Annotated in this window: 24 protein-coding genes; 9 read left to right on the forward strand and 15 right to left on the reverse strand. The window is 71.2% G+C overall.

The window, feature by feature from the left end; all coding sequences use genetic code 11:
• Window positions 1–13: 13 nt before the first annotated feature.
• Window positions 14–982 (forward strand): endonuclease domain-containing protein, encoded by a 969-nt coding sequence (locus EDC02_RS32410; protein ID WP_123607318.1) that lies wholly within the window; start codon window positions 14–16, stop codon window positions 980–982.
• Window positions 983–1,261: 279 nt separating this feature from the next.
• On the forward strand, window positions 1,262–4,165 hold the full coding sequence (gene ppc, locus EDC02_RS32415; RefSeq protein WP_233606559.1) for a phosphoenolpyruvate carboxylase: 2,904 nt from the start codon (window positions 1,262–1,264) through the stop codon (window positions 4,163–4,165).
• Between the two features lie 129 nt (window positions 4,166–4,294).
• Here ppc and EDC02_RS32420 read toward each other — a convergent pair whose 3' ends face one another.
• The 4 genes from EDC02_RS32420 to EDC02_RS32435 all read right to left on the reverse strand — a co-directional run bounded on the left by EDC02_RS32420 (window position 4,295) and on the right by EDC02_RS32435 (window position 7,890).
• Window positions 4,295–4,993, reverse strand: a complete 699-nt coding sequence (locus EDC02_RS32420) for an ABC transporter permease subunit (protein ID WP_123606025.1) — start codon at window positions 4,991–4,993, stop codon at window positions 4,295–4,297.
• A gap of 20 nt (window positions 4,994–5,013) precedes the next feature.
• Window positions 5,014–6,021, reverse strand: coding sequence for an ABC transporter ATP-binding protein (locus tag EDC02_RS32425; RefSeq protein ID WP_123606026.1), 1,008 nt, complete (start codon window positions 6,019–6,021; stop codon window positions 5,014–5,016).
• Window positions 6,018–6,878: an ABC transporter permease gene (locus EDC02_RS32430; RefSeq protein WP_123607320.1), complete on the reverse strand. Its 861-nt coding sequence runs from the start codon at window positions 6,876–6,878 to the stop codon at window positions 6,018–6,020. Before EDC02_RS32430 ends, EDC02_RS32425 begins: the two co-directional genes overlap by 4 nt.
• A gap of 88 nt (window positions 6,879–6,966) precedes the next feature.
• Complete coding sequence (locus EDC02_RS32435; RefSeq protein WP_123606027.1) at window positions 6,967–7,890, reverse strand: ABC transporter ATP-binding protein; 924 nt, start codon at window positions 7,888–7,890, stop codon at window positions 6,967–6,969.
• A gap of 257 nt (window positions 7,891–8,147) precedes the next feature.
• Between EDC02_RS32435 and cysC the strand changes: the two genes are divergently transcribed.
• The 5 genes from cysC to EDC02_RS42025 all read left to right on the forward strand — a co-directional run bounded on the left by cysC (window position 8,148) and on the right by EDC02_RS42025 (window position 13,766).
• Entirely contained in the window at window positions 8,148–9,677 is a 1,530-nt protein-coding gene (gene cysC / locus EDC02_RS32440) for an adenylyl-sulfate kinase (protein ID WP_123606028.1), read from the forward strand.
• 154 nt (window positions 9,678–9,831) lie between these two features.
• The gene (locus EDC02_RS32445) at window positions 9,832–10,773 is read left to right on the forward strand and encodes a sulfotransferase domain-containing protein (RefSeq protein ID WP_123606029.1); all 942 of its coding nucleotides are present in this window, start codon (window positions 9,832–9,834) and stop codon (window positions 10,771–10,773) included.
• 118 nt (window positions 10,774–10,891) lie between these two features.
• Window positions 10,892–11,671, forward strand: coding sequence for a DeoR/GlpR family DNA-binding transcription regulator (locus EDC02_RS32450; protein WP_123607321.1), 780 nt, complete (start codon window positions 10,892–10,894; stop codon window positions 11,669–11,671).
• A gap of 11 nt (window positions 11,672–11,682) precedes the next feature.
• Window positions 11,683–12,774, forward strand: a complete 1,092-nt coding sequence (gene galT / locus EDC02_RS32455) for a galactose-1-phosphate uridylyltransferase (protein WP_123606030.1) — start codon at window positions 11,683–11,685, stop codon at window positions 12,772–12,774.
• 758 nt (window positions 12,775–13,532) lie between these two features.
• Window positions 13,533–13,766, forward strand: a complete 234-nt coding sequence (locus EDC02_RS42025; RefSeq protein WP_233606560.1) for a hypothetical protein — start codon at window positions 13,533–13,535, stop codon at window positions 13,764–13,766.
• Window positions 13,767–13,779: 13 nt separating this feature from the next.
• Here the strand turns inward: EDC02_RS42025 and EDC02_RS32465 are convergent, their stop codons facing one another.
• From EDC02_RS32465 to purN, 8 genes are all read right to left on the reverse strand, one after another.
• On the reverse strand, window positions 13,780–14,022 hold the full coding sequence (locus tag EDC02_RS32465; RefSeq protein ID WP_148083732.1) for a hypothetical protein: 243 nt from the start codon (window positions 14,020–14,022) through the stop codon (window positions 13,780–13,782).
• A gap of 482 nt (window positions 14,023–14,504) precedes the next feature.
• The gene (locus EDC02_RS32470; protein WP_123606033.1) at window positions 14,505–15,350 is read right to left on the reverse strand and encodes a helix-turn-helix transcriptional regulator; all 846 of its coding nucleotides are present in this window, start codon (window positions 15,348–15,350) and stop codon (window positions 14,505–14,507) included.
• 507 nt (window positions 15,351–15,857) lie between these two features.
• On the reverse strand, window positions 15,858–17,075 hold the full coding sequence (locus EDC02_RS32475) for an NADP-dependent isocitrate dehydrogenase (RefSeq protein ID WP_123606034.1): 1,218 nt from the start codon (window positions 17,073–17,075) through the stop codon (window positions 15,858–15,860).
• Between the two features lie 147 nt (window positions 17,076–17,222).
• A complete protein-coding gene (mdh, locus tag EDC02_RS32480; RefSeq protein WP_123606035.1) occupies window positions 17,223–18,173 on the reverse strand; it encodes a malate dehydrogenase in 951 nt (316 codons plus the stop codon).
• A 116-nt stretch (window positions 18,174–18,289) separates the two neighbouring features.
• Window positions 18,290–19,162: a bifunctional methylenetetrahydrofolate dehydrogenase/methenyltetrahydrofolate cyclohydrolase gene (locus EDC02_RS32485; RefSeq protein ID WP_123606036.1), complete on the reverse strand. Its 873-nt coding sequence runs from the start codon at window positions 19,160–19,162 to the stop codon at window positions 18,290–18,292.
• 61 nt (window positions 19,163–19,223) lie between these two features.
• The gene (locus tag EDC02_RS32490; RefSeq protein ID WP_233606561.1) at window positions 19,224–19,799 is read right to left on the reverse strand and encodes a pentapeptide repeat-containing protein; all 576 of its coding nucleotides are present in this window, start codon (window positions 19,797–19,799) and stop codon (window positions 19,224–19,226) included.
• A 16-nt stretch (window positions 19,800–19,815) separates the two neighbouring features.
• Complete coding sequence (gene purH, locus EDC02_RS32495; protein ID WP_123606037.1) at window positions 19,816–21,420, reverse strand: bifunctional phosphoribosylaminoimidazolecarboxamide formyltransferase/IMP cyclohydrolase; 1,605 nt, start codon at window positions 21,418–21,420, stop codon at window positions 19,816–19,818.
• Window positions 21,417–22,031, reverse strand: coding sequence for a phosphoribosylglycinamide formyltransferase (gene purN / locus EDC02_RS32500; protein ID WP_123606038.1), 615 nt, complete (start codon window positions 22,029–22,031; stop codon window positions 21,417–21,419). Before purN ends, purH begins: the two co-directional genes overlap by 4 nt.
• A gap of 137 nt (window positions 22,032–22,168) precedes the next feature.
• Between purN and EDC02_RS32505 the strand changes: the two genes are divergently transcribed.
• The gene (locus tag EDC02_RS32505) at window positions 22,169–22,762 is read left to right on the forward strand and encodes a DUF4190 domain-containing protein (protein WP_123606039.1); all 594 of its coding nucleotides are present in this window, start codon (window positions 22,169–22,171) and stop codon (window positions 22,760–22,762) included.
• A 22-nt stretch (window positions 22,763–22,784) separates the two neighbouring features.
• Here the strand turns inward: EDC02_RS32505 and EDC02_RS32510 are convergent, their stop codons facing one another.
• Window positions 22,785–24,125 carry a DUF6350 family protein gene (locus tag EDC02_RS32510; RefSeq protein WP_233606562.1) on the reverse strand — a complete coding sequence of 447 codons (1,341 nt, stop codon included), beginning with the start codon at window positions 24,123–24,125 and terminating at the stop codon, window positions 22,785–22,787.
• Window positions 24,126–24,289: 164 nt separating this feature from the next.
• Between EDC02_RS32510 and EDC02_RS32515 the strand changes: the two genes are divergently transcribed.
• Window positions 24,290–24,538: a hypothetical protein gene (locus EDC02_RS32515; protein ID WP_123606040.1), complete on the forward strand. Its 249-nt coding sequence runs from the start codon at window positions 24,290–24,292 to the stop codon at window positions 24,536–24,538.
• A gap of 60 nt (window positions 24,539–24,598) precedes the next feature.
• Here EDC02_RS32515 and sucD read toward each other — a convergent pair whose 3' ends face one another.
• Window positions 24,599–25,486, reverse strand: a complete 888-nt coding sequence (gene sucD / locus EDC02_RS32520; protein ID WP_123607322.1) for a succinate--CoA ligase subunit alpha — start codon at window positions 25,484–25,486, stop codon at window positions 24,599–24,601.
• Window positions 25,487–25,491: 5 nt separating this feature from the next.
• Window positions 25,492–26,688 (reverse strand): ADP-forming succinate--CoA ligase subunit beta, encoded by a 1,197-nt coding sequence (gene sucC / locus EDC02_RS32525; RefSeq protein WP_123606041.1) that lies wholly within the window; start codon window positions 26,686–26,688, stop codon window positions 25,492–25,494.
• Window positions 26,689–26,814 lie beyond the last annotated feature (126 nt).

Raw genomic sequence — 26,814 nt, forward strand, 5'->3', positions numbered from 1 at the left:
GCAGGCTCTGCCGATGCCTGTCGCCGCCAGAGTCCCTCGCGAGTTGAGGCTCGCCCCGTTCTCCGGTAGCCGCGCGGTGGCCGCCGGCCTGGCCACCTGGCAGATGCTCCGTGGCCCCGCCTGGCAACGGCTGCTTCCCGACGTCTACGTGGAGGCGGCGGCGTTCGACCCCGACGACCACCGGATGTGGTGCGAGGCGGTAGCGGTGAAGCTGCCCGTCGGCGGGGCGATCAGCGGACTGAGCGCCGCGTACCTGTGGGGTGTCGACCTGCTCCCCCGCAGGAGCCCGGTGCACGTCACCCTGCCTCGCTCGGCCAGATTCGGCGCACACCCCCGGCTGGCCGTCTCCCGTCGCTCGCTCGACCCGACCGACATCACCGTTTCGTTCGGCGGTATCGCGTTGACCACCGAGGTATGCACCGCGTTCGACCTGGGCCGTCTGCTGCCCCGGGCCGACGCGCTCGCCGCACTCGACGCGATGTTGCACCGCCGGCTGCTGTCCGCTGAAGCCCTCACCGGCTATCTCGACACCAACGCTGGCGGACGTGGCATCGCCCAACTGCGTGAGCTCGTCACGCTCGTCGAACCGTTGGCCGAGTCGCCGATGGAGTCGCGGCTCCGGCTCTTGCTGCACGACGCGGGCCTGCCTCGCCCGACAGTGCAGTACGAAGTACGCCGGCCGGCGCAGCAGGCGATGTCGCAGCAGGCGATGTCGCGACGACAGGCACAGGCAGCGGATGGTGCCGGCCAGGGTCGCTTCATTGCTCGGGTCGATCTTGCCTACCCGCAGTGGCGGATCGCCATCGAGTACGAGGGTGACCACCATCGGGAGCGCACGACGTTCCGCCGCGACGTGGGCCGTTACAACGCGCTACGGGCCGCCGGCTGGCTCGTTCTGCGCTTCACGGCGGACGACGTCCTCCGACAAAGCGGACAACTCACCCGGATGGTCCGGCAGGCCATCGCCGAACAACGCCGGTGATCGGATCGAGGGAACCTACATTGTTGTCATCCGGCGGGTTTGACGACAATACAGGTTCCCTCGCTGAGCAGGTGGGGGTGACCGGCTTCCCTCGCTGCGTGGGCGCCGCCCCAGAAGGGGGCATCGCCGGGTCGGCAGGTCGGACCAAAAGGAACATTTCGGGACGGTACGCCGAACGTTGAGACAAGACTCACCAGTTTCCCCGTGGCCGGGGGGATCGCCGATAACATCCAAGTTGTCGGACAGCGCCGTCCTTCGTACTCGCGTGAGGAGCGCCTAGTGACTGAGCTGTCCGCAAACCCGATGCCCGACGCCCAGCAACTCGCCGCCACCCAGCAACCCGCCGCCGCGCAGGCCAGCAGCGCGCAGGCAGGCAACGCGCAGACTGACGCTGCTGGCAGCGGTCAGGATCAGGACGGGCCGGACGCGGCGCTGCGGTCCGACATCCGCCGGCTCGGCACCCTGCTCGGCCAGACGCTGGCCCGGCAGGAGGGTCAGCCGCTGCTCGACCTGGTCGAGGAGATCCGTACCCAGGTGCGCAGTGACGCCGAGGCCGCCGCGGCCCGGCTCGCCGCGATGGACGTCACCACGGGTACGAAGCTGGCCCGGGCCTTCTCCACCTACTTCCACCTGGCGAACATCACCGAACAGGTACACCGGGCCCGGGACCTGCGCCGCCGCCGGGCCACCGAGGGTGGCTGGCTGGACAAGGCCGCGACGTTGATCTCCGCTCGCGGGGTGTCGGCCGACGAGATCGCCGCCGCCGCCCGCCGACTCGCGGTGCGTCCGGTGTTCACCGCGCACCCGACCGAGGCGGCCCGCCGGTCGATCCTGTCGAAGCTGCGGGCGGTCGCCGACGAACTCGACGTGGAGATGTCCGAGGCGGTGCTGTACGGGGCCAGCGAGCACGCCTCGGCGAGCAGCCGGCGCCTGGCGGAGCTGCTGGACCTGCTCTGGCAGACCGACGAGTTGCGGCTGGACCGCCCGGACCCGACCGACGAGGCCCGCAACGCCGTCTACTACCTGCGCGACCTGTACGCCGACGCCGCCCCTCAGGTGCTCGACGACCTCGCCGACACGCTGCGCAAGTTGGGGGTGGAGACATCACCGACGTCGAGGCCGTTGACCTTCGGTAGTTGGATCGGCGGCGACCGGGACGGTAACCCGTACGTCACCCCGGCGGTGACCCGCGACGTGCTGATGATCCAGCACGAGCACGGCATCCAGGCCACCGACGAGGCGATGGACGCGCTGATCAACGAGGTGTCGGTGTCCCGGCGGCTGCGCGGCGTCTCGCTGGACCTGTCGGCCAGCCTGGCCAAGGACCTGGACGCGTTGCCGGAGGTGGCGGCCCGGTTCCGACGTACCAACGCGGAGGAGCCGTACCGGCTGAAGGCCCGGTGCGTGAAGGCGAAGCTGGCGAACACGAGGCTGCGGCTCAACCGGGGCACCGCACACGTGCCGGGCCGCGACTACCGAGGCTCCGACGAGCTGCTGTCCGATCTGGAGCTGATGCGGGCGTCGCTGGCCCGCAACTCGGGTCAGCTGACCGCGGTCGGCAAGTTGGCGTCGGCGATCCGTACGGTGTCGGCGTTCGGTCTGCACCTGGCGACGCTGGACGTACGCGAGCACGCCGAGGCGCACCACGCGGTACTGGCCCAGATGTACGCCCGGGTCGGCGAGGTGACCGACTACAACTCGTTGTCGCGGGCCGAACGGACGAAGCTGCTGGCCGACGAGCTGACCGGCCGCCGGCCGCTGTCCAGCATGGACGCCCCGTTGACCGAGTCGGCGCGCAAGACGTTCAACGTGTTCGGCACGATCCGCGAGGCGCAGCAGCGGTTCGGCCCGGAGGTCGTCGAGTCGTACATCATCTCGATGACGTTGGGCAGCGACGACGTGCTGGCCGCCGCGGTGCTGGCCCGCGAGGCCGGCCTGGTCGACGTGCACAACGGGCTGGCCCGGGTCGGTTTCGTGCCGCTGCTGGAGACCCCGGCCGAGCTGGACGCCGGTGGCGATCTGCTCGACGAGTTGCTGTCGCTGCCGGCGTACCGGGCGATCGTGGCCGCGCGTGGCGAGGTGCAGGAGGTGATGCTGGGCTACTCCGACTCCAACAAGGAGGCCGGGATCACCACCAGCCAGTGGAAGATCCACCGGGCGCAGCGGGCGCTGCGGGACGTGGCGGCCCGGCACGGCGTACGGCTACGGTTGTTCCACGGTCGGGGCGGCACCGTCGGCCGGGGCGGCGGGCCGACGCACGAGGCGATCCTGGCCCAGCCGTACGGCACCCTGGACGGCTCGATCAAGGTGACCGAGCAGGGCGAGGTGATCTCCGACAAGTACACGATCCCCGCCCTGGCCCGGGAAAATCTTGAGTTGACGGTCGCGGCGGTGCTGCAGGCGACGCTGCTGCACACCGAGCCGCGCCAGCCGCTGGAGCTGCTGGAGAACTGGGACGCGGCGATGGACGTGGTCTCCGACTCGGCGTTCCGCTGCTATCGCTCGCTGGTCGAGGACCCGGACCTGCCGGCGTACTTCTGGGCGGCGACCCCGACCGAGCTGCTGGGCGCGCTCAACATCGGCTCCCGGCCGGCGAAGCGGCCGAACACCGGCGCCGGGCTTGGTGGGCTACGGGCGATCCCGTGGGTGTTCGGCTGGACCCAGTCGCGGCAGATCGTACCCGGCTGGTTCGGGGTCGGCTCCGGGCTGGCCGCCGCCCGTGAGGCCGGCCTGTCCGACGTGCTCGGCCAGATGTTCGAGCAGTGGCACTTCTTCCGCACCTTCCTGTCGAACGTCGAGATGATGCTGACCAAGACCGACCTGGGCATCGCGCGGCGCTACGTGGAGACGCTGGTGCCGGGTCCGCTGCAGCCGATCTTCGACAAGATCTCCGACGAGTACGAGCGGACGGTACGCGAGGTGCTGGCGATCACCGGCTCGTCGAGTCTGCTGCAGAACAACAACGTGCTGCAGCGCACCCTGGCGGTCCGGGACACCTACCTGGAGCCGCTGCACCACCTGCAGGTGGCGTTGCTGCGGCAGTACCGCGACTCGGGGGCGGCGACCCGGACGGTGGCGACCGCGCCGGGTGCCCGGCGGGCGCCGAGCGACAACACCGCGCTGGAGCGGGCCCTGCTGACCACGGTCAACGGCATCGCCGCCGGCATGCGCAACACGGGCTGACCCCAGCCCACCGCGGACGCGAACGGCTGGCCCGGCTCACCGCGGACGCAGCCGGGCCGGCCGACCAGCGGGGAGACTGGTCGGCCGGCGCGGGCACCCCCCGATGCGGGCCGCTCGGTACGGTCGGATTCAGCTGGTTTCGCCAGCCACGCTGAATGAACGAAGCCGGTCGATAGCGAGCAGGGTGAACAGCACCGCGATCACCGCGGTCATGATCACCGATACGGTGACCGACACCTGGCCGTCGAACAGTGTCGTGGCGGCCATCCGGTCGGCGAAGGTGACCACGTACTGCTGGACGGAGAGCACCTGGGTGCCGGAGACGATGTTGCCCAGCAGCCCTTCCCAGATCAGGACGTAGACCAGGCCGAGCAGCACCGGACGGCGGGTGACCAGGCTCAGCGCCACGAACAGCGCCGAGTAGGCCAGCGCTCCGGCGGCACTCGCGGCGGCCAGGGCCAGGCCGAGGCGTACCGATTCGGCGAGCACCCCGGCGACGTACAGCGGCACCGCGACGGTCAGCGTGGTGACGCCGAACGCGACGACGAGCTTCGGCAGCACGATCTGCCAGCGCGGCAGCGGCTTGCTGAGTACGTGCACGATGGTGCCGTCGTCGATTTCCGAGCCGAGCACCCCGGTGCCGACGATCAGCGCCACCACCGGCAGCACCACGGCCAGGCCGAGCGCGATCAGGACCGGCTGGGCCCAGTTGCCCGGCGCGACGCCGAGCCACCGGCACAGTACGGCGAGGGCGATCACCAGCACCGGCAGCGGCAGCAGGAGCAGGAACCGGCGGCGGCCGAACAGCCCGCGCGCGGTGATCCACATGACGGTCGAGTTCACGGCTCTCAGGCCTCCACGAGGTAGGAGAAGACGCTCTCCAGGGATTCGTCCGACGGCAGCAGGCGGTGCACCCGGATCCCTTCGGTGAGCGCGATCCGGGGCAGGGCGCGGGTGAAGCTGCCGTAGTCACCGGCCCGTACGGTGATCCCACCGCCCTTGGTCAGGTCGACGCCGGTGACCGAGTCGTGGCGCAGCAGCGCCACCGCCAGGGCGCGGTCGTCGCTGGACTGTACGGCGAACACGTGCGGCCGGTTGGTCATCAGCCGCCGGATGCTGCGGAAGTCACCGGAGGCGGCGAGCCGGCCGGCGACCATCACCTGGACGGTGCCGGAGACCTGCTCGACCTCCTCCAGGATGTGCGAGCTGAACAGGATGGTCCGGCCGGCGTCGCCGAGCGAGTGCAGCAGCGTCATCATGTGCATCCGCTGACGCGGGTCCATGCCGTTGAACGGCTCGTCGAGCAGCAGCACCGTCGGGTCGTGCACCAGCGCGGCCGCGACCCGGGTGCGCTGGCGCATCCCCTTGGAGTAGGTGCCGATCCGCCGGTCCTGCGCCGGGGTCATCTCGACCAGCTCGATCGCCCGCCGGGCGGCGGCCGCCGGGTCGGCCAGCCCGTGCAGTCGGGCGCTGGCCAGCACGAACTCGTACGCGGTGAGGAAGCCGTGCACCGCCTCCCGCTCGCTGACCAGCCCGAGTTTGCGGTAGACGCCCGGGTTGCGCCAGGTGGGTTCGCCGTCGACGGTGACGGCCCCCCGCGACGGCGGCAGGAAGCCGGCCATCATGTGCAGCAGCGTGGTCTTGCCGGCACCGTTCGGGCCGAGCAGGCCGGTTACCCCGGCGCCGAGCGCCATGCTGACGTCGTTGACCGCGACGACGTTGCCGTACCAGCGGGACACCCCGGCGAGCTCGATCGCGGCGGGACGGCCGGCAGAACCGGCGGTCCCGGCGGCGGCGGTCCCGGCCGGGGCCGCGGCGGCCGGGGTGGAGCTCGGGGTCGAGGTGGAGGTGGTCATCGGCGGGCCGCCTTCCGGTAGCGGGCGATCAGGGCGGCGAAGCAGCCGGCGATCAGGACGACGGTGACCAGCCCGTACAGCGGGCCGAAGCCGCCGAGGTCCGGACCGGTGCCGGCCTCGGTCAGCAGCGCGTCGCGGAACAGCCAGATCCCGGTGCCCTGGACCAGGCTGGACGGGGCGGCCAGGCCGGCGAGCTGGTTGGCGGTGACCGACGGCAGCACCGACAGCACTCCGACGATCGGGGCGGTCATCAGGAAGACGGCGACCACACCGCCGGCGGCGAACGCCCGTTTGCCGGTCACCGAGGCGACGACCAGGCCGATGGCGCTGAACACGCCGGCCCACAGCACGGCGTACGCCAGGCCTGGCGCGAGGTCGGTGACCTCGTCCCACACCCCGGACCAGCCGGCGTCGGTGGTGAACGCGCCGCCGAGGAACATCACCAGCTGTGGTGCGCCGAGCAGCATGAACACGGCGGTGGCGAGAGCGGCGAACTTGGCCAGCGGGTAGTCGACGAGCCGCAGCGGCCGGGAGAAGTACAGCGGCAGCACACCACTGCCCAGGTCGCGGGAGACCAGTTCTGGGGCGACCACCGCGACGAAGAAGATCACCAGCCAGCTCATCGTGTCGGCGAACTGTGCGTAGGTGAGCAGCACCTGGCCGATCTGGGCGCGGACGGCGACCAGGCCGGCGGCGGCGACGACCACCACCCCGACAATGAACCAGGGGAAGATCTTGGCCTTGGCGCTGCGGCCGAGCCCGAACGCGGTCCGCAGGCTGTGCGCGTAGAGCGCGCCGACGACGTGCCGGCGGCCGAGCCGGACCCCGGTGTAGCGCTGGTAGCCGATGTCGTGGATGACGCCGCCCGGTGCGCTGTTCGAGGTGGTGCCCGGGCCGGCCGGGCCGGCCGGCGACGGCCCGGCGCCGCGGGCGGCGGTGAGCTGGTCAGACGTTGACACGGGAGTCCTCCGTGGTGGCGAAGAGTTCGGCGACCCGGTGCCGGCGCTGGTCGAGCCGGTGCAGCGGCAGGTCGAGTTCGACGACCGCGGCGAGGATCCGGTCGTACACGTCGGAGCCGGTCTCGGCGGGCACCAGCAGCAGCTGGCCTTCCCGGCTGACCGGCAGGTCGGCTGCGGCCAGCCGGGCGGCCAGCGCCTCGGTGCCCTCGCTGACCTCGATCGCCAGCACGTCACTGGCGGTGGTCATGTCGGAGAGCTGGGCGGAACGCAGCAGCCGGCCGCCGTCGATGGCGATCAGCGAGTCGCAGATCCGCTCCACCTCGCCGAGCAGGTGCGAACAGACCAGCACCGAGATGCCGAACTCGGCACCGATCCGGTGCACCAGGGCCAGCATGGCGTCCCGGCCGGCCGGGTCCAGGCCGTTGGTCGGCTCGTCCAGCAGCAGCAGGTCCGGGTCGTGCACCAGCGCCTGGGCCAGTTTGACCCGCTGCTTCATGCCGGTGGAGTAGCCGCCGATCTGCCGGTACCGCTCCTCGTAGAGCCCGACGTGGCGCAGCGCCTCGGAGGCCCGTTCCCGGGCCGCCGCACGCGGCAGGCCGCTGATCCGCCCCAGGTGGGTGACGAACTCGGCGGCGCTGAGGTCCGGCGGCAGGCAGTCGTTCTCCGGCATGTAGCCGACCCGGGCGCGGACCGCGTCGGCGTCGGTGGTGGGGTTCAGTCCGAGCACCCGGGCCTGTCCGCTGGTCGGCGCGAGCAGGCCGAGCAGGATCTTGATCAGGGTCGACTTGCCGGCGCCATTGGCCCCGACGAGGCCGACGATGCCGGGCTGGACCTCGACGGTCAGGTCGGCCAGGGCCGTCACCCGCCCGCCATACGTCTTGGTCAGCGCATCGGTCGCGATGAGAGTCACCCGGCCAGCGTATGGACTGCTGGCACGTCCCGGGATGGGGTTTCCCCCTGGAGGTTCCCTGAGGAGCACCCCACGCCCGGCCATTAGGGGGACACCGCCGCACCGGAAACCAAGCGTTGCTCTGGTTCGGCCCGGACGAGACGTCGACATCCCGCGATGATGGTCGACATCCTGCGATGGTGACAGAACTCGCCGTGCCAGTCTCGACCGACGGCCGGACGGCTGCGAAACTGTGAGTTCGATCCATTGGGGGTGTGATGACCGACGGCTGGGTGCTGCCTGACGACGTGCTACGGGACGCGCCGGCGTACACGCCGCGGCCGTTCGAGTTGGCCGACCTTGAGCTGATCCTGTCCGAGGCGTACGCCCCGCTGACCGGCTTCCACACCCGCGCCGATCTTGCCTCGTTGCGTAGTCGCGGCCGGCTGGCCGACGGCACCGCCTGGCCGGTGCCGGTCACCCTGGAGGTGCCGGCCGGCCTGGTCGCCGGGCTCGACCTGACGAATCCGCTGCTGCGGGTGTTGGTGCTCACCGACCCGGAGGGTGCTCCGGTGGCCGCGCTGGACGTCGTCGACGCCTGGCCGAGCCGGGACGGCTTCTCGGCGGTCGGCGGCCGGGTGCGCCGGCTCGGCGACGGCACCGGCGGGCCGTTCCAGCGGCTGCGTCGCAGCCCGGCGGAGGTACGCGCGCTGCTGCCCCCGGGCCGGGTGCTCGGGGTGATCGCCGACCGCCCGTTGCACCGCCCGCAGCTGGCCCAGATCGCGCACGCCGCTCGTACCCTCGCCGCGCATCTGCTGATTCTGATCCCGGTCGCGGACGGCGGGGTCAGCGGGCTGCCGCCGGAGGTGCTGGTCCGCAGCGTCTTCGCGGCCCGGGACCGGATGCCGCCGGCGACGCTGGTCGCGGTGCCGTTGACCCGGCGTGGTGACGAGATCCGGGACGCGCTGCTGCGGGCCCGGGTGGCGGCCGCGTACGGCGTCACCCACCTGCTGTCCACCGGCGAGATGCTCTCCGGCGGCGGTCCACGGGTGCTGGTGCCCCGGGAGCTTGCCTACGACAACCGGGACGGCCAGTGGCGCTGGCGCGACGACATTCCGCCGCGCAACCGGCGGCTGGCGCTCGACCAGGAGGAGATCGACGACCTGCTGGACCGGGGTTTTCCGTTACCGGAGTGGCACACCCCGCCGGCAGTGGCCCGGGAGCTGGCCCGGGCCCGGCCGCCGCGCCGGCACCGTGGCCTGGTGGTGTTCTTCACCGGGCTGTCCGGTTCCGGCAAGTCGACCATCGCCCGGGGGGTGGCGGACGCGCTGCGGGAGAGCGGCGACCGGACCGTCACGCTGCTCGACGGGGACGTGGTCCGCCGTGAGCTCTCCGCCGGGTTGACGTTCTCCAAGACGGACCGGGACCGTAACGTCCGCCGGATCGGCTGGGTCGCGTCCGAGGTCGGTCGGCACCACGGGGTGGCGATCTGCTGCCCGATCGCGCCGTACGCTCAGCCCCGGGCGGCGGCCCGGCAGATGGCGAACGACGCCGGCGCCGGTTTCCTGCTGGTCTGGGTGGCGACCCCGTTGGAGGTCTGCGAGGCCCGCGACCGCAAGGGGTTGTATGCCAAGGCGCGGGCCGGCCAGCTGACCGGGATGACCGGGATCGACGATCCGTACGAGGAGCCGACCGATGCCGACCTGGTGCTGAACACCAGTGAGATGAGCATCGAACAGGGCGTGCAGACGGTGCTGCAACACCTCACCGAAACGGGTTGGGTGGAACCGCGGCTGAAGCCGGCCTGACCACCACATCCTCCTTTGTCGCCTTTTCTGCAGATGACGGCAAGTCGGGCGAGAAGCCGCTCTTGTCCGGGTAGCGGTGGCGTTATCCGATGAAGAGCGTTTCGCGCCGCCCAGGCAGGCAGGACAGCCGCCCAGGCAGGACAGGAGAGGCGACATGCCGCTACGCAGTCGGATCCCGGAGCCGCTACGCCGGATCGTGCCCACCCGGTCCTGGTCGTACGGGCGGTGGACGGCCCCGAGTCGGGTGCTGCCGTCGTTCCTGATCTGCGGCGGGCACCGGTGCGGGACGGCCGGACTGCACCGGATGCTGGCCGCTCATCCGCTGGTGCTGCGGGCGGCCCGGCGCGACGGGGTGAGCTTCTTCGACACCTCGTACGAGCGCGGCATCGACTGGTACCGGGGGCACTTCCCCCGCCAGCGCACCGCCCGCCGGCTGCAACGACGCCACGGCGGCACCGCCAGCGCCTTCGAGACCAGCACCTACTACCTCTACCACCCGTACGCGGCGCTGCGGATCGCCCGGGACCTGCCGGACGTGCGGCTACTGGTGCTGGTCCGCGACCCGGTGGACCGGGCCTGGTCGCACTTCCGGGTGGAGCGGCTGGCCGGGCACGAGCCGGAGCCGTCGTTCGCCCGGGCGCTGGCGCTGGAGTCGGCACGGCTACGCGGGCAGGAGGAACGCCTCGGGGTGGAGGCCGGGTACCGCAGCTTCGCCCACCAGCACCACGCGTACCGGCAGCGCGGCGAGTACGCCACCTACCTGGACCGGCTGGCCGTTCAGGTTGGCCGGGAGCGGATCTGTCTGGTGGAGGCCGAACGGTTGTGGACCACGCCGACCAGGGTGTACGGCGAGGTGCTGGACTTCCTCGGCCTGCCGAGGCTGGACGAGGTGCCACCGTTGCCGCCGCCGATGGCCCCGCCGGCCCTGGTCGAGGCAGCGCCGGACGCGCCGACCGACGGCCTGCCGGTCGAGCCGCCCGGTGCCCGTACCCGTCGGGAGCTGGCCGACCATTTCGCCCCGCACGACGCGCGGCTCGCCGGCTGGCTCGGCCGGCCGCCGGTCTGGCGCAGCGCAGTGGCGAAAGCGTTCCGCTGACCCGACCCTACGCAGGCGGCTACCTGGCCGGGGCGTACTTCCATTCGGCCACACCTGCGCGATAGTGTTCGCATCTGTTGGATTGAGTGCGAGCAGGTGGGAGCCGGACGTGGTGCTGATGCTCGCGCCGCAGCGCCAGGCGGCGATCCTGGACCGGGTCCGGGCCGCCGGCGGAGTACGGGTCACCGATCTGGCCGTCGAGTTCGGCGTCTCGGACATGACGATCCGCCGGGACCTGGACGTCCTAGCCGACCGAGGGCTGCTGGCCAAGGTGCACGGCGGGGCCACCCTGGTCGATCCCGGGGCCACCGACGAGCCGGGGTTCGTGGCGAAGTCCGCCCGGCAGCAGGCCGAGAAGGCGGCGATCGCCGCGCACGCCGCCGAGCTGGTCGTCGCCGGCGGGGCGGTGGCGTTGTCGGCCGGCACCACCACGGTGGAGCTCGCCCGCCGGCTGGTCGACGTCCCCGGGCTGACGGTGGTGACCAACTCGATCCCGGTGGCCGACGTGTTCTACCGGGACGGTCGGGGCGACCGGACGGTGATCCTCACCGGTGGGGTGCGTACCCCGTCGGACGCGCTGGTCGGGCCGGTGGCCGTGACCGCTCTCCGCGGCCTGCACGTGGACCTGCTCTTCCTCGGCGTGCACGGGATGAGCGAACGGGCCGGCTACACCACCCCGAACCTGATGGAGTCCGACACCAACCGGGCATTGATCACGGCGGCGGCCCGCCTGGTGGTGCTGGCCGACCACACCAAGTGGGACGTCGTGGGGATCTCCTCGATGGCGGAGTTGGCCGCGGCCCAGGTGGTGGTCAGCGACCCCGGACTACCCGCGCCGGCCCGCGACGTGCTGGCCGGACACGGCGTCGAGCTGTCGATCGCCGACCCACACCGATAGGAACTCAACGCGTGAAACGCAGTGCGGTACGGCTCGCCGACGGGCGGGAACTCATCTACTTCGACGAGCGGGACGACGCCGTCCGGGAAGGACCGGACCGGCGGGAGCTGCCGCCCCCGCCGCCGGCCTCGGAGCTTCGCTACGATCCGTTGACCGACGAGTGGGTGGCGATCGCCGCGCACCGGCAGACCCGGACCTTCCTGCCGCCGACCGATCAGTGCCCGCTCTGCCCGTCGCGGCCCGGCCGGTCCAGCGAGATTCCGGCGTACGACTACGACGTGGTGGTCTTCGAGAACCGGTTCCCGTCGCTGAGCGACCGGGTGGGTGACGGGACGGCCGGCTACCCCGGTGGTACGCCGTTCACCCCGACCCGGCCGGGTCTCGGGCGCTGTGAGGTGGTCTGCTTCACCGCCGAGCACGGCACCTCGTTCGCCGCGCTGGCCCCGGCCCGGGTCCGCACCGTCGTCGACGCGCTGGCCGACCGGACCGCCGAGTTGTCCGCGCTGGACGCGGTGGAGCAGGTGTTCTGCTTCGAGAACCGGGGCGTGGAGATCGGGGTCACCCTGCACCACCCGCACGGGCAGATCTACGCGTACCCGTTCGTGCCGCCGCGTACCCGGTCGATGCTGGCCGCCGCCCGACGGCACGCCGAGGCGACCGGCGGGCGAAACCTGTACGCGGACGTGCTGGCCGCCGAGCGGGCGGCCGGGGTGCGGGTAGTGGCGGCCAACGACCAGTGGACGGCGTACGTGCCGGCCGCGGCGCGCTGGCCGTTCGAGGTGCACCTGGCACCGCACCGCCGGGTGCCGGACATCGCCAGGTTGGACGACGCCGAACGGGACGCCTTCGGGCCGCTCTACCTCGACGTGCTGCGCCGCTTCGACCGACTCTTCGACAGCCGGCAGGGTACGCCGTACATCGCCGCGTGGCATCAGGCCCCGGTGCGTCACGAACGGGAGCTGGGCTACCTGCATCTGCAGGTGTTCACCATCCGGCGGGCGGCGGACAAGCTGAAGTACCTGGCCGGTTCGGAATCGGCGATGGGCGTGTTCATCAACGACGTCCGGCCGGAACAGGCGGCGGCGCTGCTGCGCGACGCCTGACGGCACCCGTTTTCCGCCACCCGAGGCGCTGGCGTCGGTCGATGTCGCCGGCTCGACCGATCCGGTCGACGACGATCCTTCCCATAATGGGATTCCCGAATTAGGATCGCCGGGTGCCCACTCAGGAACACCGGGTACTCACTCGGGAAGACAGGTCATTGACGTCGGCAGGGAGGTAACAGAGTTGTCCTGGTTCGCCCTGGGCTTCCTCCTGGCGCTGGTCGCCTCCAGCGCGTACGCGATCGGTCGCCTGCACCTACGGTTCGCATATCGGGTCGGATACCGACAGGGCCATGCGGACGGCGCCCATCGACAGTTCGGCACCGCTGTACGGATGCTGGAAGATGTTTCCCGCAACGGCAGCGCGGTCTCGCCCGACAGCAGTCGGCCGGCCAGCACGGTGGCGCCATTGCGCACGGAAGGCAGCCGGCCGGCGTCGCCCGGCATCGACGGGAAGATTGACGCACGGGTCGGTCCTCGAGCCGTTCGACTGGAGGACCGACTGCCGGACCTGGTCGGGTCACGACCGCTGGTCGGCGTCCGGATCCACGATGGGCCCGGCCAGCAGCCGCAGCCCCGCCTCGATCCGTTCCCGGTAGCTTTCCGGGCACGGTCGGCTGGACCGCCGAGGCGACGTAGCGCACCAGCCGGTGGCCCGGGTCCACCGGCCCGTCGCCGTCCAACATCTGACCGATCAGCTCGGCCAGCGTGGCGTCGGCGCGTAGCCCGTCGATCCGGGCACGTTCGACCGGTGTCCAGTGGCCGGCCGTGACAAGTTCCTGGATCAGGGTCTGCGCCAGTTCCTGGATCAGGGTCTGCGCCAGTTCCTGGATCGGGGTCTGCGCCTGCTCGCCGAACGGCGGCCGACACCCGGCGGTGAGCTGATCGACCAACGCCCGCACCGCGACACGCACCGCCGGCTGCCCTGCCGGGTCCATCGTCAACACCACGCAGAATTGGCCACCACTGGCGGTCACCGTTCGTCGGTGTGACTACCACCGTCGGTCATCGTCGGAGATTGTCCCGGTCCTCGGTCATCGCCTCGGCGAACGCCTCGGACAACAGGTGGGCCCAGCTCACCCCGAAAACGTCGACACCGCCGCGCATCATGCTCATGATCGTCGAGACCAGCGCCTGCCGGGTGAACAGCAGCGTGGTACCGGGCACCCGTCGGCCGAGCCGGTCCCAGCCGCCGAACTCGGCGTACAGGAAACGGTCCCGACCACCGGCGCGGTCGTCGGCGGTCATCAATCCGGTCCGCAGGCTTCGCGCCCACACCGCGGTCTCCGCGTCCGGCAGGTCGGCCGGCCCGGCTCCGCCACCCGACCCTGCCGTCCCTTCGCCATTGCCGCCGCCCATCTCATTGCCGTTTGTCGATCTAAATGCCACCGTCGGCCCCCAACGCCTCACATCCGCAATGGCTCTCGCCACCGCTGCCGTCATTGAAACCGCCAGTCGACGCACAGCCGCCAGCAGGCGGGAGCCTTCACGCGGCGGCCACGAAGTGAAGATTGATCACATCCACCGCGGCGGCCGGCTATCCCACCTGCACCCAAATCCCATAATGGAACATACAAAGAGGAACTCCCAGTGTCACGAACGGCACCAGCCGGGCGCGTGTGACTTGAATCACAAATGAACTGGAGAGTTCGATCAGGCGCGCTCAACCGGGCGGTCGAGCCACGGGCCGAGGGCCGCAGATCGACACCGGCAACGACCTCAGCCGGTGATCACAGTGACTTCGCGGTACGGACGAGAAAGTCATTCGTCTCCTCGGGCCCTAATGCGGCGGCCGAGAAGAGATCGAAATGCCGGCGAAATCGCTCCAGGTACGCTTCGCCCTCGACGAACTGGGCGATCTCGTACGCCTCAAGGAAAGCCAGCGGCGGATCCGGATCCAGATCGAGCAGCACGAAACCACCACCCGACGGCAGAACGGGCACCGCCGAGAACGGCAGAATCCGAACCGTCACAGTAGGCAGGTCGTTGGCCGCCGCCAGGGCGAGAATCTGATCATGCAACACCGAACGGTCCCCGACGTGGCGGTGCACCGCAGACTCGTCGACGACAGCGGAAATCTCCGTTGTCGCGGCACCGCCGGTCAACAACTGCTGCCGGGCGGTCGTCAACCGCAGCCGCGCCGCGACCGTTTCTGGATCATGCCCCTCGGCAACCAGTGTCGCCCGGGCGTACTCGGGAGTCTGAAAGAGCGGTGGGACGAAAAGACTGTAAATGGACAGCGACCTCGCAGTCGCCTCAAGACCGACATAGGACCGGAGCCAATCCGGCACCTCGACGCCTTCGCCGAACAGGGAAGCCCGCCAGCCCCGTCGCCCCGCGTCCCTGGTCAGGTCCTCCAGCTCGGCGCGCAACGAGGCGGACGCGCCGTAGACCGCCATCAACGCCCGCAGGGTATGGATCTTCGGAGCCGAGTGGCCATTCTCGAATCGGGAGAGCGAAGACTTGGTCACCTCAGCCCGCTGGGCGGCCGCCTCCAGAGTGAGCCCTTTGCGCTCACGGAGCGCGCGCAACTCCGAGGCGATGCGACGCTTCAGGGCAACGGGCGTTCGGTTCATGGCAGACAGTCTGACACGGCGGGATGGACTGTACCACGCTCGGCGCGACCGTCATGGGCGTACCAATGAAAATTCCATTCGCGGAATTTCCACATCGCCGCGCACGAAACCTACCATGCGACCCGAAACACATCACCGAGACGTCCCATGCCGGGTGACTGGACCGGCCGGACTGGGCACTCCCGACCGACCGAACAAATCGGTCAAAGCCCAGATAACTACCGGCTACCTCGGAAAGGACCGGCGGCCGAGCACGGTCGATCCGATTCGGAATGCGAGCCGGGCCCCGACATGGTTGCGGGGGGCCCGGGACAGGGCCCCCCGCAGGGAAGGGACGGCAGGCTGCTGGTTCACAGCCGAGGATCCACCATCAGCGTCATATTGCTCAGGGCGACCGCCACCGGAAGATCCCCTTGGACGCGACTGGCACCACGTCCACCCTGTTCAACGATCTGCCGGAGGAACCGGTGACGGTGCCGGCCGCGAACTCAGGTGCTCAGCCCTCGCTCAGGCACTCAGGCGCTTGGCCAGGTTGCCGTCGAGAGCCGCCATGAACTCGTCGGTGGTCAGCCACGGAGCGTTACGGTCGATCAGCAGCGCCAGGTCCTTGGTCATCTGGCCCGCCTCGACGGTCTCGATGCAGACCTGCTCGAGCGTGTTGGCGAACTCGGTCACCGCCGGAGTGCCGTCCAGCTTGCCGCGGTGGGCCAGACCCCGGGTCCAGGCGAAGATCGACGCGATCGGGTTGGTCGACGTCTTCTCGCCCTTCTGCCACTGCCGGTAGTGCCGGGTGACCGTGCCGTGCGCGGCCTCCGCCTCCACCGTACGGCCGTCCGGGGTCATCAGCACCGACGTCATCAGCCCCAGCGAGCCGAAGCCCTGGGCGACGGTGTCCGACTGCACGTCACCGTCGTAGTTCTTGCAGGCCCAGACGAAGCCGCCCTCCCACTTGAGCGCGGCGGCGACCATGTCGTCGATCAGCCGGTGCTCGTAGGTGATCCCGGCGGCGGCGAACTCGGTGGCGAACTCGGCCTCGTACACCTCGGCGAAGATGTCCTTGAACCGGCCGTCGTACGCCTTGAGGATGGTGTTCTTGGTCGACAGGTAGACCGGGTAGCCGCGGTCCAGGCCGTAGCGCAGCGAGGCGCGGGCGAAGTCGCGGATCGACTCGTCGAAGTTGTACATCCCCATCGCGACACCGCCGCCGGGGAAGTTGGCGACCTCCATCTCGACCGGGGCGCTGCCGTCGGCCGGGGTGTAGGTGATGGTCACCGTGCCCGGCCCGGGCACCACGAAGTCGGAGGCCTTGTACTGGTCGCCGTGCGCGTGCCGGCCGATGATGATCGGCTTGGTCCAGCCGGGCACCAGCCGGGGGACGTTCGACATGATGATCGGCTCGCGGAACACCACGCCGCCGAGGATGTTCCGGATGGTGCCGTTCGGGGAGCGCCACATCTTCTTGAGGCCGAACTCCTCGACCCGGGCCTCGTCCGGGGTGATGGTCGCGCACTTGACGCCGACGCCGTGCTGTTTGATGGCGTTCGCGGCGTCCACCGTCACCTGGTCGTCGGTCTCGTCGCGGTACTGGATCGACAGGTCGTAGTAGTGCAGGTCGACGTCGAGGTAGGGCAGGATCAACTGCTCCCGGATCTGCTTCCAGATGATCCTGGTCATCTCGTCGCCGTCGAGCTCGACGACCGGGTTGGTTACCTTGATCTTCGCCATCGACCGGCGCTCCTCTCGGAAACTCGTGTTAGCAGTACGAGCGTACTGGATTGCGGAACCCGGTGCGCAGCGGGCGGGCCGAACGAGGCGCGACACACGTCGGGGCGGGCACCCGGATGCCCGCCCCGATCGTCACGCCCGTACGGCTCAGAGGTCGGCCACGTCCGCCTGCTTGGCCCGGACCGCCTCGGCGGCCTCCTTCAGCGCGGCCAGCTCCGTGTCGGTCAGGTCGGTGGTCACCACCCGACGGACACCGTTGGCCCCGAGCTCGGCCTCCACGCCCAGGTAGACGCCGTCGATGCCGTACTCCCCGGTGACCCAGGCGCAGACCGGCATCACCGCACCGGAGTCCTCGGCCACCGCCTTGGCCATCCGGGCCGCCGCCGCCGACGGCGCGTAGTACGCCGACCCGGTCTTGAGCAGGGCGACGACCTCCGCCCCACCGTTGCGGGTACGAACCACCAGCTCCTCGATCTTGTCCGCCGGCAGCAGCTCGGTCAGCGGCTTGCCGTTGACGGTGCACCGCGACGGCACCGGCACCATGGTGTCACCGTGCGAGCCGAGGGTCAGCGTGCGTACGGTCGCCACCGGTACCGCGAGCGTCTCGGCGACGAAGTGGGAGAACCGGGCGGTGTCCAGCATGCCGGCCTGGCCGAGCACCCGGTTACGTGGGAAGCCGGTGGCGATCTGCGCCAGCGCGGTCATCTCGTCGAGCGGGTTGGACACCACGATCACCACCGCGTCCGGCGCGTACCGGGCGATGTTCTCCGCCACTCCGCGGACGATCTTGGCGTTGACCTCCAGCAGGTCCATCCGGCTCATCCCCGGCTTGCGCGGCAGGCCGGCGGTGACGATGACGACGTCCGAGCCGGAGATCACCTCGTAGCCGGAGCCGTCCACCCCGGTGGTCGCACCGACGACCTTGGTCTCGAAGCCCTCGATCGGCCGCGACTGGTTGAGATCGAGGGCCAGTCCCTCGGGCTTGCCCTCGATGATGTCGGTCAGCACGACGGTGTCGAAGACGTCGTACTCGGCCAGGCGCTGCGCGGTCGTCGAGCCGTAGAAGCCAGCCCCGACGACGGTGACCTTCTTGCCCATTGTCGTCTCACTCCCTGCTACCGGGCGAATTTGACGGGACCGTATCAGCCAGGTAACGGCGGAGCGGGTAAGGGGCGCGCCCGGAGACCCACCTCACGCCCGCCACACCGATCGGCTCACCGGCCGGCCAGGCCCCGCTCGGCCAGTTCCACGACGTTGGTCAGCAGCATGGCCCGGGTCATCGGGCCGATCCCGCCGGGCACCGGGGCCAGCGCGCCGGCCACCTCGGCCACGTCCGGTGCCACGTCACCGGTGTACTGGCCCTTGCCGTTCTCGCCGAGCACCCGGGTGATACCGACGTCCACGACCGTCGCCCCCGGCGTGATCATCTCTGCGGTGACCAGTCCCGGTACGCCCGCCGCAGCGATCACGATGTCGGCCCGACGAGTGTGGTCACCCAGGTCCAGGGTGCCGGTGTGGCACAGGGTCACCGTGGCGTTCTCACTGCGCCGGGTCAGCAGCAGACCCAGCGGCCGGCCGACGGTGGTGCCCCGGCCGATCACCACCACCTCCGCGCCCCGGATCCGGATCTCGTTGCGGCGCAGCAGGTCGACGATGCCGCGCGGGGTGCAGGCGACCGGCGCGTCGAAGCCGAGCACCAGCCGGCCCAGGTTCACCGGGTGCAGCCCGTCGGCGTCCTTGTCCGGATCGACCCGCTCCAGCACCCGCTGGGTGTCGATCTGCGCCGGCATCGGCAGCTGCACGATGTAGCCGTGGCAGGCCGGATCGGCGTTCAGCTCGGCGACCACCGCCTCCACCTGCTCCTGGGTCGCGTCGGCCGGCAGGTCCCGGCGGATCGAGGCGATGCCGACCTCGGCGCAGTCGCGGTGCTTGCCGTTGACGTACGCCTGGGAGCCGGGATCCTCACCGACCAGCACGGTGCCGAGACCGGGCACCACCGACTGCTCCGCGAGCGCCTTGACCCGGGCACGAAGATTGTCCTTGATGGCGGAAGCCGCCGCCTTGCCGTCCAGAATTGTCGCCGTCACGTCACCGATCGTCTCACGTCGCCCGATCCGCCCTGGTTGGCACCTCGTGCGGACCAGCCGGTCAGGGCCGCGCGGCCCAGCCGGTCAGGGCCGTACGTCGGCGCCGTACGCCGCCGCGACCTGCACCGCCTGGGCCAGGTCGATCCGCGCCACGCAGGTCCGCGCCGCGCAGCTTCGCGCCGGTCAGCCGGGCATAGCCGAGGTCGGCCCCGGAAAGATCCACCCGGCTCAGGTCCGCCTCGGTCAGGTCGGCCTCCCGTAGCCGCAGCCCGGACAGTTTCGTCCCGGTCAGGTCCTGGCCGCGCAGCAGCACGAACCCCCAGTCCCCGCCGTCGACGTGCAGCGGACGCAGCGTGCAGTCGAGGAACTGGGTGCCGGTCAGCTTGCAGTCGGCGAAGGTCGCGTCGAACAACGACGACCGCCGGATCACGCAGTGCAGCAGCGCGCAGTGGGTCAGCCGGGCCGCGTTGGCCCGCACGCTCGCCAGTACGCAGTTGGTGAAGACGCAGCCGGTCAGCACCGCCTCGGTCAGGTCGACGTCGACGAGCTCACAGCGGTCGAAGTGCACCCGGTCGAACTCGTCGAGCGCCCAGTCGGCCCCGACGATCCGCTCCTCGACGCGCTGCTGCGGCGACACGACGACGGCCGGCCGGTCAGTGGAAGAAGTGCCGGGTGCCGGTCAGGTACATGGCGACCCCGGCGGCGTTCGCCGCCGCGATCGCCTCGTCGTCCCGGATCGAACCACCGGGCTGTACCACCGCGCGTACCCCGGCGTCGATCAGCACCTGCAGCCCGTCCGGAAACGGGAAGAACGCGTCGGAGGCGGCCACCGCGCCGGCGGCCCGGCCGGCGCCGGCCCGGCGTACCGCCAACTCGGCGGCGTCGACCCGGTTGACCTGGCCCATGCCGACCCCGACGGTGGCACCGTCGCGGGCCAGCAGGATCGCGTTGCTCTTCACCGCGCGTACCGCCCGCCAGGCGAAGCCCAGGTCGGCCAGCAGGTCGGCGTCGGCCGGCTCACCGGTGGCCAGCCGCCAGCTCGCCGGATCGTCGCCGGCGGCGTCGATCCGGTCGGCGGTCTGCGCCAGCCGGCCGCCGGTGACCTGCCGCCATTCGACGTCCGCCGGCTGCCACGCCGGGGCGAGCAGCAGCCGCAGGTTCTTCTTCCGGGCCAGCACCTCGACCGCGGCCGGGTCGAACCCGGGGGCCACCACCACCTCGGTGAAGATCTCCGCGATCTGGTTGGCCAGCTCGACGGTGACCGCCCGGTTGACCGCGATCACCCCGCCGTACGCGGAGACCGGGTCGCAGGCGTGCGCCTTGCGGTGTGCCTCGGCGACGTCGACACCGACCGCGATGCCGCACGGGTTGGCGTGCTTTATGATCGCCACCGCCGGGGCGGTGAAGTCGTTCGCCGCCCGCCAGGCGGCGTCGGAGTCGACGTAGTTGTTGTACGACATCTCCTTGCCGTGCAGCTGCTCGGCCTGGGCCAGCCCGGCCGGTGCCGCCGGGTCCAGGTAGAGGGCCGCCCGCTGGTGCGGGTTCTCGCCGTAGCGCAGCACGGCGGCCCGGCGCAGCGCGGTGCCGGCGAACTCCGGCCAGTCCACCGTCCCACCGGCGCCACCGGTCGCCGGCTGGTCGGTGTCCGCGCCGACCAGGGTCCGGGCGCACCAGTCGGCGACCGCGACGTCGTACTCGGCGATGTCGGCGAAGGCGCGGGCGGCGAGGGCGCGTCGCTGCCGCAGGGTGAAACCACCGTCGGCGAGGGCCTGCTCGATCAGCGGGTACGCCGACACCGAGGTGACCACCGCGACGCTGGCGTGGTTCTTCGCCGCCGCCCGCACCATCGCCGGGCCGCCGATGTCGATCTGCTCGACGCAGCCGTCCAGGTCGGCACCGGAGGCCACCGTCTGCTGGAACGGGTACAGGTTGGACACCAGCAGGTTGAACGGGGCGACGCCGAGCTCGGCCAGCTGCGTGGTGTGGTCGGCGGAGCGCAGGTCGGCCAGCAGCCCGGCGTGGATGTGCGGGTGCAGCGTCTTGACCCGGCCGTCCAGGCATTCCGGAAAGCCGGTCACGTCCTCCACCCGGACCACCGGCACGCCTGCGGCGGCGATGGTGGTCGCGGTCGACCCGGTGGAGACGATCTCCACCCCGGCGGCGTGCAGCATGGTGGCCAGCTCGACCAGGCCGGTCTTGTCGTAGACGCTGATCAACGCCCGGTGCAGCGGACGGCGGCCGTCGGTGCTCGGGTTCATCGGATGGTGACCTTTCGATGCGAGATGGTCCAGCCGTGCCGGACCAGCCGGCCGACGTACTCGACGAGCTGCGCCCGCTCCGCTTCCTTGATCCGCTCGGTCAGGCTGGCCTCGTCGTCGTCCGGCTCGACCGGGACCGCGACCTGCGCGACGATCGGTCCGGTGTCGACGCCGGCGTCGACGAAGAAGAGCGTGGCACCGGCCAGCTTGACCCCGTAGGCGAGGGCGTCCCGCGGGCCGTTCATGCCGGGGAACGCGGGCAGCAACGAGTTGTGGGTGTTGACGTAGCGGTCCCCGAAGGCGGCGAGGAACCGGGCGCCGACCAGCTTCAGGAAGCCGGCCGAGACGATCAGGTCCGGCTGGTACGCGGCGACCTCGGCGGTCAGTGCGGCGTCCCAGTCCGCGCGGCTGGCGTGGTCGGCGACCCGGGCCACGAAGGTGGGCACCCCGGCGGCCCTGGCCCGGTCCAGCCCGGCAATCCCGTCCCGGTCCGCGCCGACCGCGACGACGACCGCGCCGTACGTGGGGTCCTCGGTGGCGTCGAGCAGCGCCTGCAGGTTGGTGCCGGAGCCGGAGACGAGCACCACGAGTCTGGCCGGGGACGAGGTCACCCGAGCACCCTACCCGGCCGCCGACGACGCCCTTCCAGGTCCCGCCCGGCGCGACGGGCGACAGGATTTGCGCTGACCAGATACGCTGCCCGACGCTCGGGCAAACACGACTTCCGACCGCCCTGAGCGTCGTCGTCATGAAGGAGCTCTCTGTGCAGCCCGGCTACCCAGGCCAAGATCCGTACGGCCAGCAGCCCCAGCAGCCCCAGGACCCGACCTCGTCGCCACCGTCCGACCCGTACGGCCAGCAGCCGCCGTCGTCGGGGCAGCCCTACTCGGACCCGTACGGCCAGCAGCCGCCGTCCTCGGGGCAGCCCTACTCGGACCCGTACGGCCAGCAGCCGCCGGGGCAGCCGTACCCGCAGCAGCCGCCGATGCAGCCCTACGGTGACCCGTACGCTCAACAGCCGGTGCCGGGCCAGCCGTACCCTGCCGGCGGCTACGGCATGCCGGGCCAGCAGAAGAACAACAACCTGGGCCTGATCGGCATGATCGTCGGCATCACCTCGCTGGTGCTGGCCCTGTGCTGCCCGCTGCTCGGCATCCCGGCCGGGATCGCCGGCGCGGTGCTCGGCTTCCTCGGCAAGAACAAGGCCGACCAGGGGCTGGCGGACAACCGTGGGCAGGCGATGGCCGGGCTGATCTGTGGCGCGATCGGGGTGGTGCTCGGCATCGCGAACTCGATCCTCGGCATTCTGATGGACTTCGGCGGCGGGTTCGGCAGCGTCTGAGTCGGCGCTGCGACGCGGCCGATCAGGGCGTCCCGGATGATCCGGGGCGCCCTGTTCTGTTGCCGGACCGTCCCGGACGCGAGCCGGACCGGTCCGCCGGGGGTGCCGCCACCGCCCACGCCGCCGCCGCGCCGACCACCGCCCCGACCGCGAGCACCACGCTCGACATGGCCGCCACCTGCCAGGCGACCGGGCCGACGTCGGCGAGCCGTCCGGCACCGAGCGGACCGCCGGACACGGCCGCCGCACCGCCCAACAGCAGACCGGCCACCGGCCCGCCGATCAGGGCGGCACCGATCAGCACCGGCCAGCCGGGCAGCCGGGCAGCGCCCCGGTCGGTCGCCGTCGGCCAGCGGCGGGCCAGCACCCAACCGGTGGTCATCCCGGCCAGTACCGGCAGGGCGAGCAGCGCCGCGCTGAGCCCGCCGGCCGGGCCGTTGGGCAGCCCGGCGAACAGTGGCACCGCCGGCAGGCTGCCGAGGGTGACCTCGGTGGTCCGTACCGCCGTGTCGGATCCCAGCGCGAAGCCCGGCCCCAGTAGGTAGGCGGTCGCCCAGATGGTGGCGTTCGGTGCGTACGCGATGCTGAGCAGCGTGATCCCGGCCTGCCCGGCCACCCCGGCCCGGTACACCCCGATGGTGTCGGCGGCGTCCCCACCGCTGATCGCCACGGACAGCCCGGCCACGGCGGCACCGGCGCCGAGCACCAGCAGCGCGGCGACCAGCCCGGCCCGCGCCGCGTGCCGGAGCAGGTCGGGGCAGCGCGCCGCCAGTCGGCGCAGCGTACCGGTGGTCTGGCCGGCTCCGATCAACGCGCCGGCCGCGCCGAACACCGCCAGCGTGGTCCCGGCCCGCAGCGGTTCGACCGCCGTGGTAGCGCTGCTGGCGATCTGCGCGGCGGCGGCGCCCAGCGCGCCGTACGCGGTCGCGACGGCCAATGCGACGACGAGCGCCCGTACGGCGGATCCGCTGCGCCGGGCACCGACCGCCCGGGTGGTGTGCACCCCGGCCCGGTAGATCCGCCAGGCGGCGAGCGCGCTGAGCAGCAGCGGCGGCAGGCCGAGCGGACCGGTCGGCGTGTCCAGCGGTACGCCGTGCCCGAGCAGCCAGGCGGCCAGACCGATCCGGGCCGCGCCGAGGACCGACGAGTCGCCTTCGGCGAGTCGGATCAGCCACATCACCACCGCGACCGGCAGGTACGACACCACGGCGGCCCACAGGGTGGTCACCGAGGCCGCGACGACCAGCGGGGCCCGGCCACGGCGGGCGGCACCGGGGGCACGGCCGGGGCCGGGGTGCCGAACGGCGTCGACCGACGCGGTACCGTCCGGCGGTCGCGGCGGATCCGGGGGGTGGGCTGCCATCGTGCCTACTTTGGCACGTGGGCGCACTGATCCGGCGGCAATATCGCCGTAGCCTGGCCGGTCACCTGCCGAACCCGCCGACATTCCGGTCATTTGGCCGTACGCTCGGTGCTGGACCGCGCCGTCGACGACGGCGGTCGTCGAGTTGACGGGGGACCCTGCCGATGACCCAGTATCCACCGGCCGCAGCATCAGCCGGCAGCGACCGCAGCACCCTGTGGGGTGTGCTCGGCATCGTGATCGGCCTGCTCTGCTGCGGCATCCTCGGCATCGTCTTCGGCGCACTGTCGATCCGCGACGCCAACCGCTTCCGTAAGTCCCCGGTGCTCGGCTGGGTGGCGATCGTGCTGAGCGTGCTGAACATCATCGCCAACGCCAGCTTCTGGGCCACCGGGAACTACCCGATCGGCTGACCACACGACGACGGCCGCCGACCGGTCTCCCGGTCGACGGCCCGTGTCGGTTGTGGCCGGTCAGCCGCCGGTGATCACCTGGCGCATCAGCCGGGCGGTCTCGCTCGGCGTACGGCCGACCTTGACTCCGGCCGCCTCCAGCGCGACCTTCTTGGCATCGGCGGTGCCCGCCGAGCCGGAGATGATCGCACCGGCGTGGCCCATCGTCTTGCCGGGCGGGGCGGTGAACCCGGCGATGTAGCCGACCACCGGCTTGGTCACGTTCGCCTTGATGAACTCCGCGGCCCGCTCCTCGGCGTCGCCGCCGATCTCGCCGATCATCACGATCGCGTCGGTCTCCGGGTCCTCCTGGAAGGCGGCCAGCGCGTCGATGTGGGTGGTGCCGATGACCGGGTCACCGCCGATGCCGACGCAGGTGGAGAAGCCGATGTCGCGCAGCTCGTACATCAGCTGGTAGGTCAGCGTGCCGCTCTTGCTGACCAGGCCGATCCGGCCGGCCGGGGTGATGTCCGCCGGGATGATGCCGGCGTTGGAGGCCCCTGGGGAGGCGATCCCCGGACAGTTCGGACCGATGATCCGGGTCTTGCCGCCCTTGGCTGTGTTGTGCGCCCAGAAGGCGGTCGAGTCGTGCACCGGGATGCCTTCGGTGATCACCACGGCGAGCGGGATCTCGGCGTCGATCGCCTCGATCACCGCCGCCTTGCAGAACGCCGGCGGGACGAAGATGACCGTGACGTCGGCCCCGGTCTCCTTCATCGCCTCGCCGACGTTGGCGAACACCGGCAGCCGGGTGTCGCCGAACTCGACCTGCTGTCCGGCCTTGCGCGGGTTGACCCCGCCGACGACGGTGGTGCCGGCGGCGAGCATCCGCCGGGTGTGCTTGGAGCCCTCAGAACCGGTCATGCCCTGCACGATGACCTTGGAGTCCTTGGTCAGCCAGATCGCCATCTCGATCACTGTCCTTCCGGGCGGCCGGACGCCGCTGCGGCGAGCTGCGCGGCCCGCTCGGCCGCTCCGTCCATGGTGTCGACCCGCTCGACGAGGGGGTTGGCGGCCGAGTCGAGGATCGCCCGGCCCGCCTCGGCGTTGTTGCCGTCCAGCCGGACGACGAGCGGCTTGGTCACCGTCTCACCGCGCTGTTCGAGCAGGGCCAGCGCCTGGACTACGCCGTTGGCCACCTCGTCGCAGGCGGTGATCCCGCCGAAGACGTTGACGAACACGGTCCGCACGTCCGGGTCGGAGAGCACGATCTCCAGCCCGTTGGCCATCACCGCCGCGCTGGCGCCACCACCGATGTCGAGGAAGTTGGCCGGTTTGACGCCGCCGTGCGCCTCGCCGGCGTACGCCACCACGTCGAGGGTGGACATGACCAGGCCGGCCCCGTTGCCGATGATGCCGACCGAGCCGTCGAGCTTGACGTAGTTGAGGTCCTTCTCCTTGGCCCGCTGCTCCAGCGGGTCGACCGCGGACTGGTCGACCATCGCCTCGTGGTCGGGGTGCCGGAAACCGGCGTTCTCGTCCAGGGTGACCTTGGCGTCGAGGCAGAGCACCCGGCCCTCGGGGGTCCGGGCCAACGGGTTCACCTCGACCAGGGTGGTGTCCTCGGCGATGAACGCCTGCCAGAGGCGGACCGCGATGTCGGTGAGCTGGTCGGTGAGCTCGGCCGGGAAGCCTGCGGCGGTGACGATCTCGGCGGCCTTGGCCTCGTCCACCCCGACGTTGGCGTCGATGGCGATCTTCGCCACCCGCTCCGGGGTCTCGGCGGCGACCTGCTCGATGTCCATCCCGCCCGCGACACTGGCGATGCAGAGGAAGGTGCGGTTGGCCCGGTCCAGCAGGTACGACAGGTAGTACTCGTCGGCGATGTCGGCAGTCACCGTCAGCATCACCTTGCCGACGGTGTGCCCCTTGATGTCCATACCGAGGATGTTGGTGGCGTGACCGACCGCCTCGTCGACGTCCTCGGCCAGCTTCACGCCGCCGGCCTTACCTCGACCACCGACCTTGACCTGGGCCTTGACCACGACACGGCCGCCGAGGCGCTCGGCGATCGCGCGGGCCTCTTCCGGGGTGGTGGCGACGCCGCCGGCGAGCACGGGCAACCCGTGTCGCTCGAACAGCTCGCGCCCCTGGTACTCGTACAGGTCCACGTTTGCGCGTCCCGTTCCGTCTCCGCGGCGCGCCGTCGCGCCGCCGCCAGCGTGCAGAATCAGATGATTTCCCGGTCACGAGCGGTGACCGGCCATTGGCGCAGCCTAACCACCCGGCCCCGGGAC

The organism is Micromonospora sp. Llam0 (assembly GCF_003751085.1).
Lineage (GTDB): Bacteria > Actinomycetota > Actinomycetes > Mycobacteriales > Micromonosporaceae > Micromonospora_E.

What these genes read in the sequence shown, in the direction of transcription:
- EDC02_RS32410 (WP_123607318.1), top strand. Translation starts at nt 14, where the DNA reads ATGCCTGTCGCCGCCAGAGTCCCTCGCGAGTTGAGGCTCGCCCCGTTC.
- EDC02_RS32420 (WP_123606025.1), bottom strand. Translation starts at nt 4,993, where the DNA reads ATGTGGATCACCGCGCGCGGGCTGTTCGGCCGCCGCCGGTTCCTGCTC.
- EDC02_RS32425 (WP_123606026.1), bottom strand. Translation starts at nt 6,021, where the DNA reads ATGACCACCTCCACCTCGACCCCGAGCTCCACCCCGGCCGCCGCGGCC.
- cysC (WP_123606028.1), top strand. Translation starts at nt 8,148, where the DNA reads ATGACCGACGGCTGGGTGCTGCCTGACGACGTGCTACGGGACGCGCCG.
- EDC02_RS32445 (WP_123606029.1), top strand. Translation starts at nt 9,832, where the DNA reads ATGCCGCTACGCAGTCGGATCCCGGAGCCGCTACGCCGGATCGTGCCC.
- EDC02_RS32450 (WP_123607321.1), top strand. Translation starts at nt 10,892, where the DNA reads ATGCTCGCGCCGCAGCGCCAGGCGGCGATCCTGGACCGGGTCCGGGCC.
- EDC02_RS32465 (WP_148083732.1), bottom strand. Translation starts at nt 14,022, where the DNA reads ATGACCGCCGACGACCGCGCCGGTGGTCGGGACCGTTTCCTGTACGCC.
- EDC02_RS32470 (WP_123606033.1), bottom strand. Translation starts at nt 15,350, where the DNA reads ATGAACCGAACGCCCGTTGCCCTGAAGCGTCGCATCGCCTCGGAGTTG.
- EDC02_RS32475 (WP_123606034.1), bottom strand. Translation starts at nt 17,075, where the DNA reads ATGGCGAAGATCAAGGTAACCAACCCGGTCGTCGAGCTCGACGGCGAC.
- mdh (WP_123606035.1), bottom strand. Translation starts at nt 18,173, where the DNA reads ATGGGCAAGAAGGTCACCGTCGTCGGGGCTGGCTTCTACGGCTCGACG.
- purH (WP_123606037.1), bottom strand. Translation starts at nt 21,420, where the DNA reads ATGAACCCGAGCACCGACGGCCGCCGTCCGCTGCACCGGGCGTTGATC.
- EDC02_RS32505 (WP_123606039.1), top strand. Translation starts at nt 22,169, where the DNA reads ATGAAGGAGCTCTCTGTGCAGCCCGGCTACCCAGGCCAAGATCCGTAC.
- EDC02_RS32510 (WP_233606562.1), bottom strand. Translation starts at nt 24,125, where the DNA reads ATGGCAGCCCACCCCCCGGATCCGCCGCGACCGCCGGACGGTACCGCG.
- EDC02_RS32515 (WP_123606040.1), top strand. Translation starts at nt 24,290, where the DNA reads ATGACCCAGTATCCACCGGCCGCAGCATCAGCCGGCAGCGACCGCAGC.
- sucD (WP_123607322.1), bottom strand. Translation starts at nt 25,486, where the DNA reads ATGGCGATCTGGCTGACCAAGGACTCCAAGGTCATCGTGCAGGGCATG.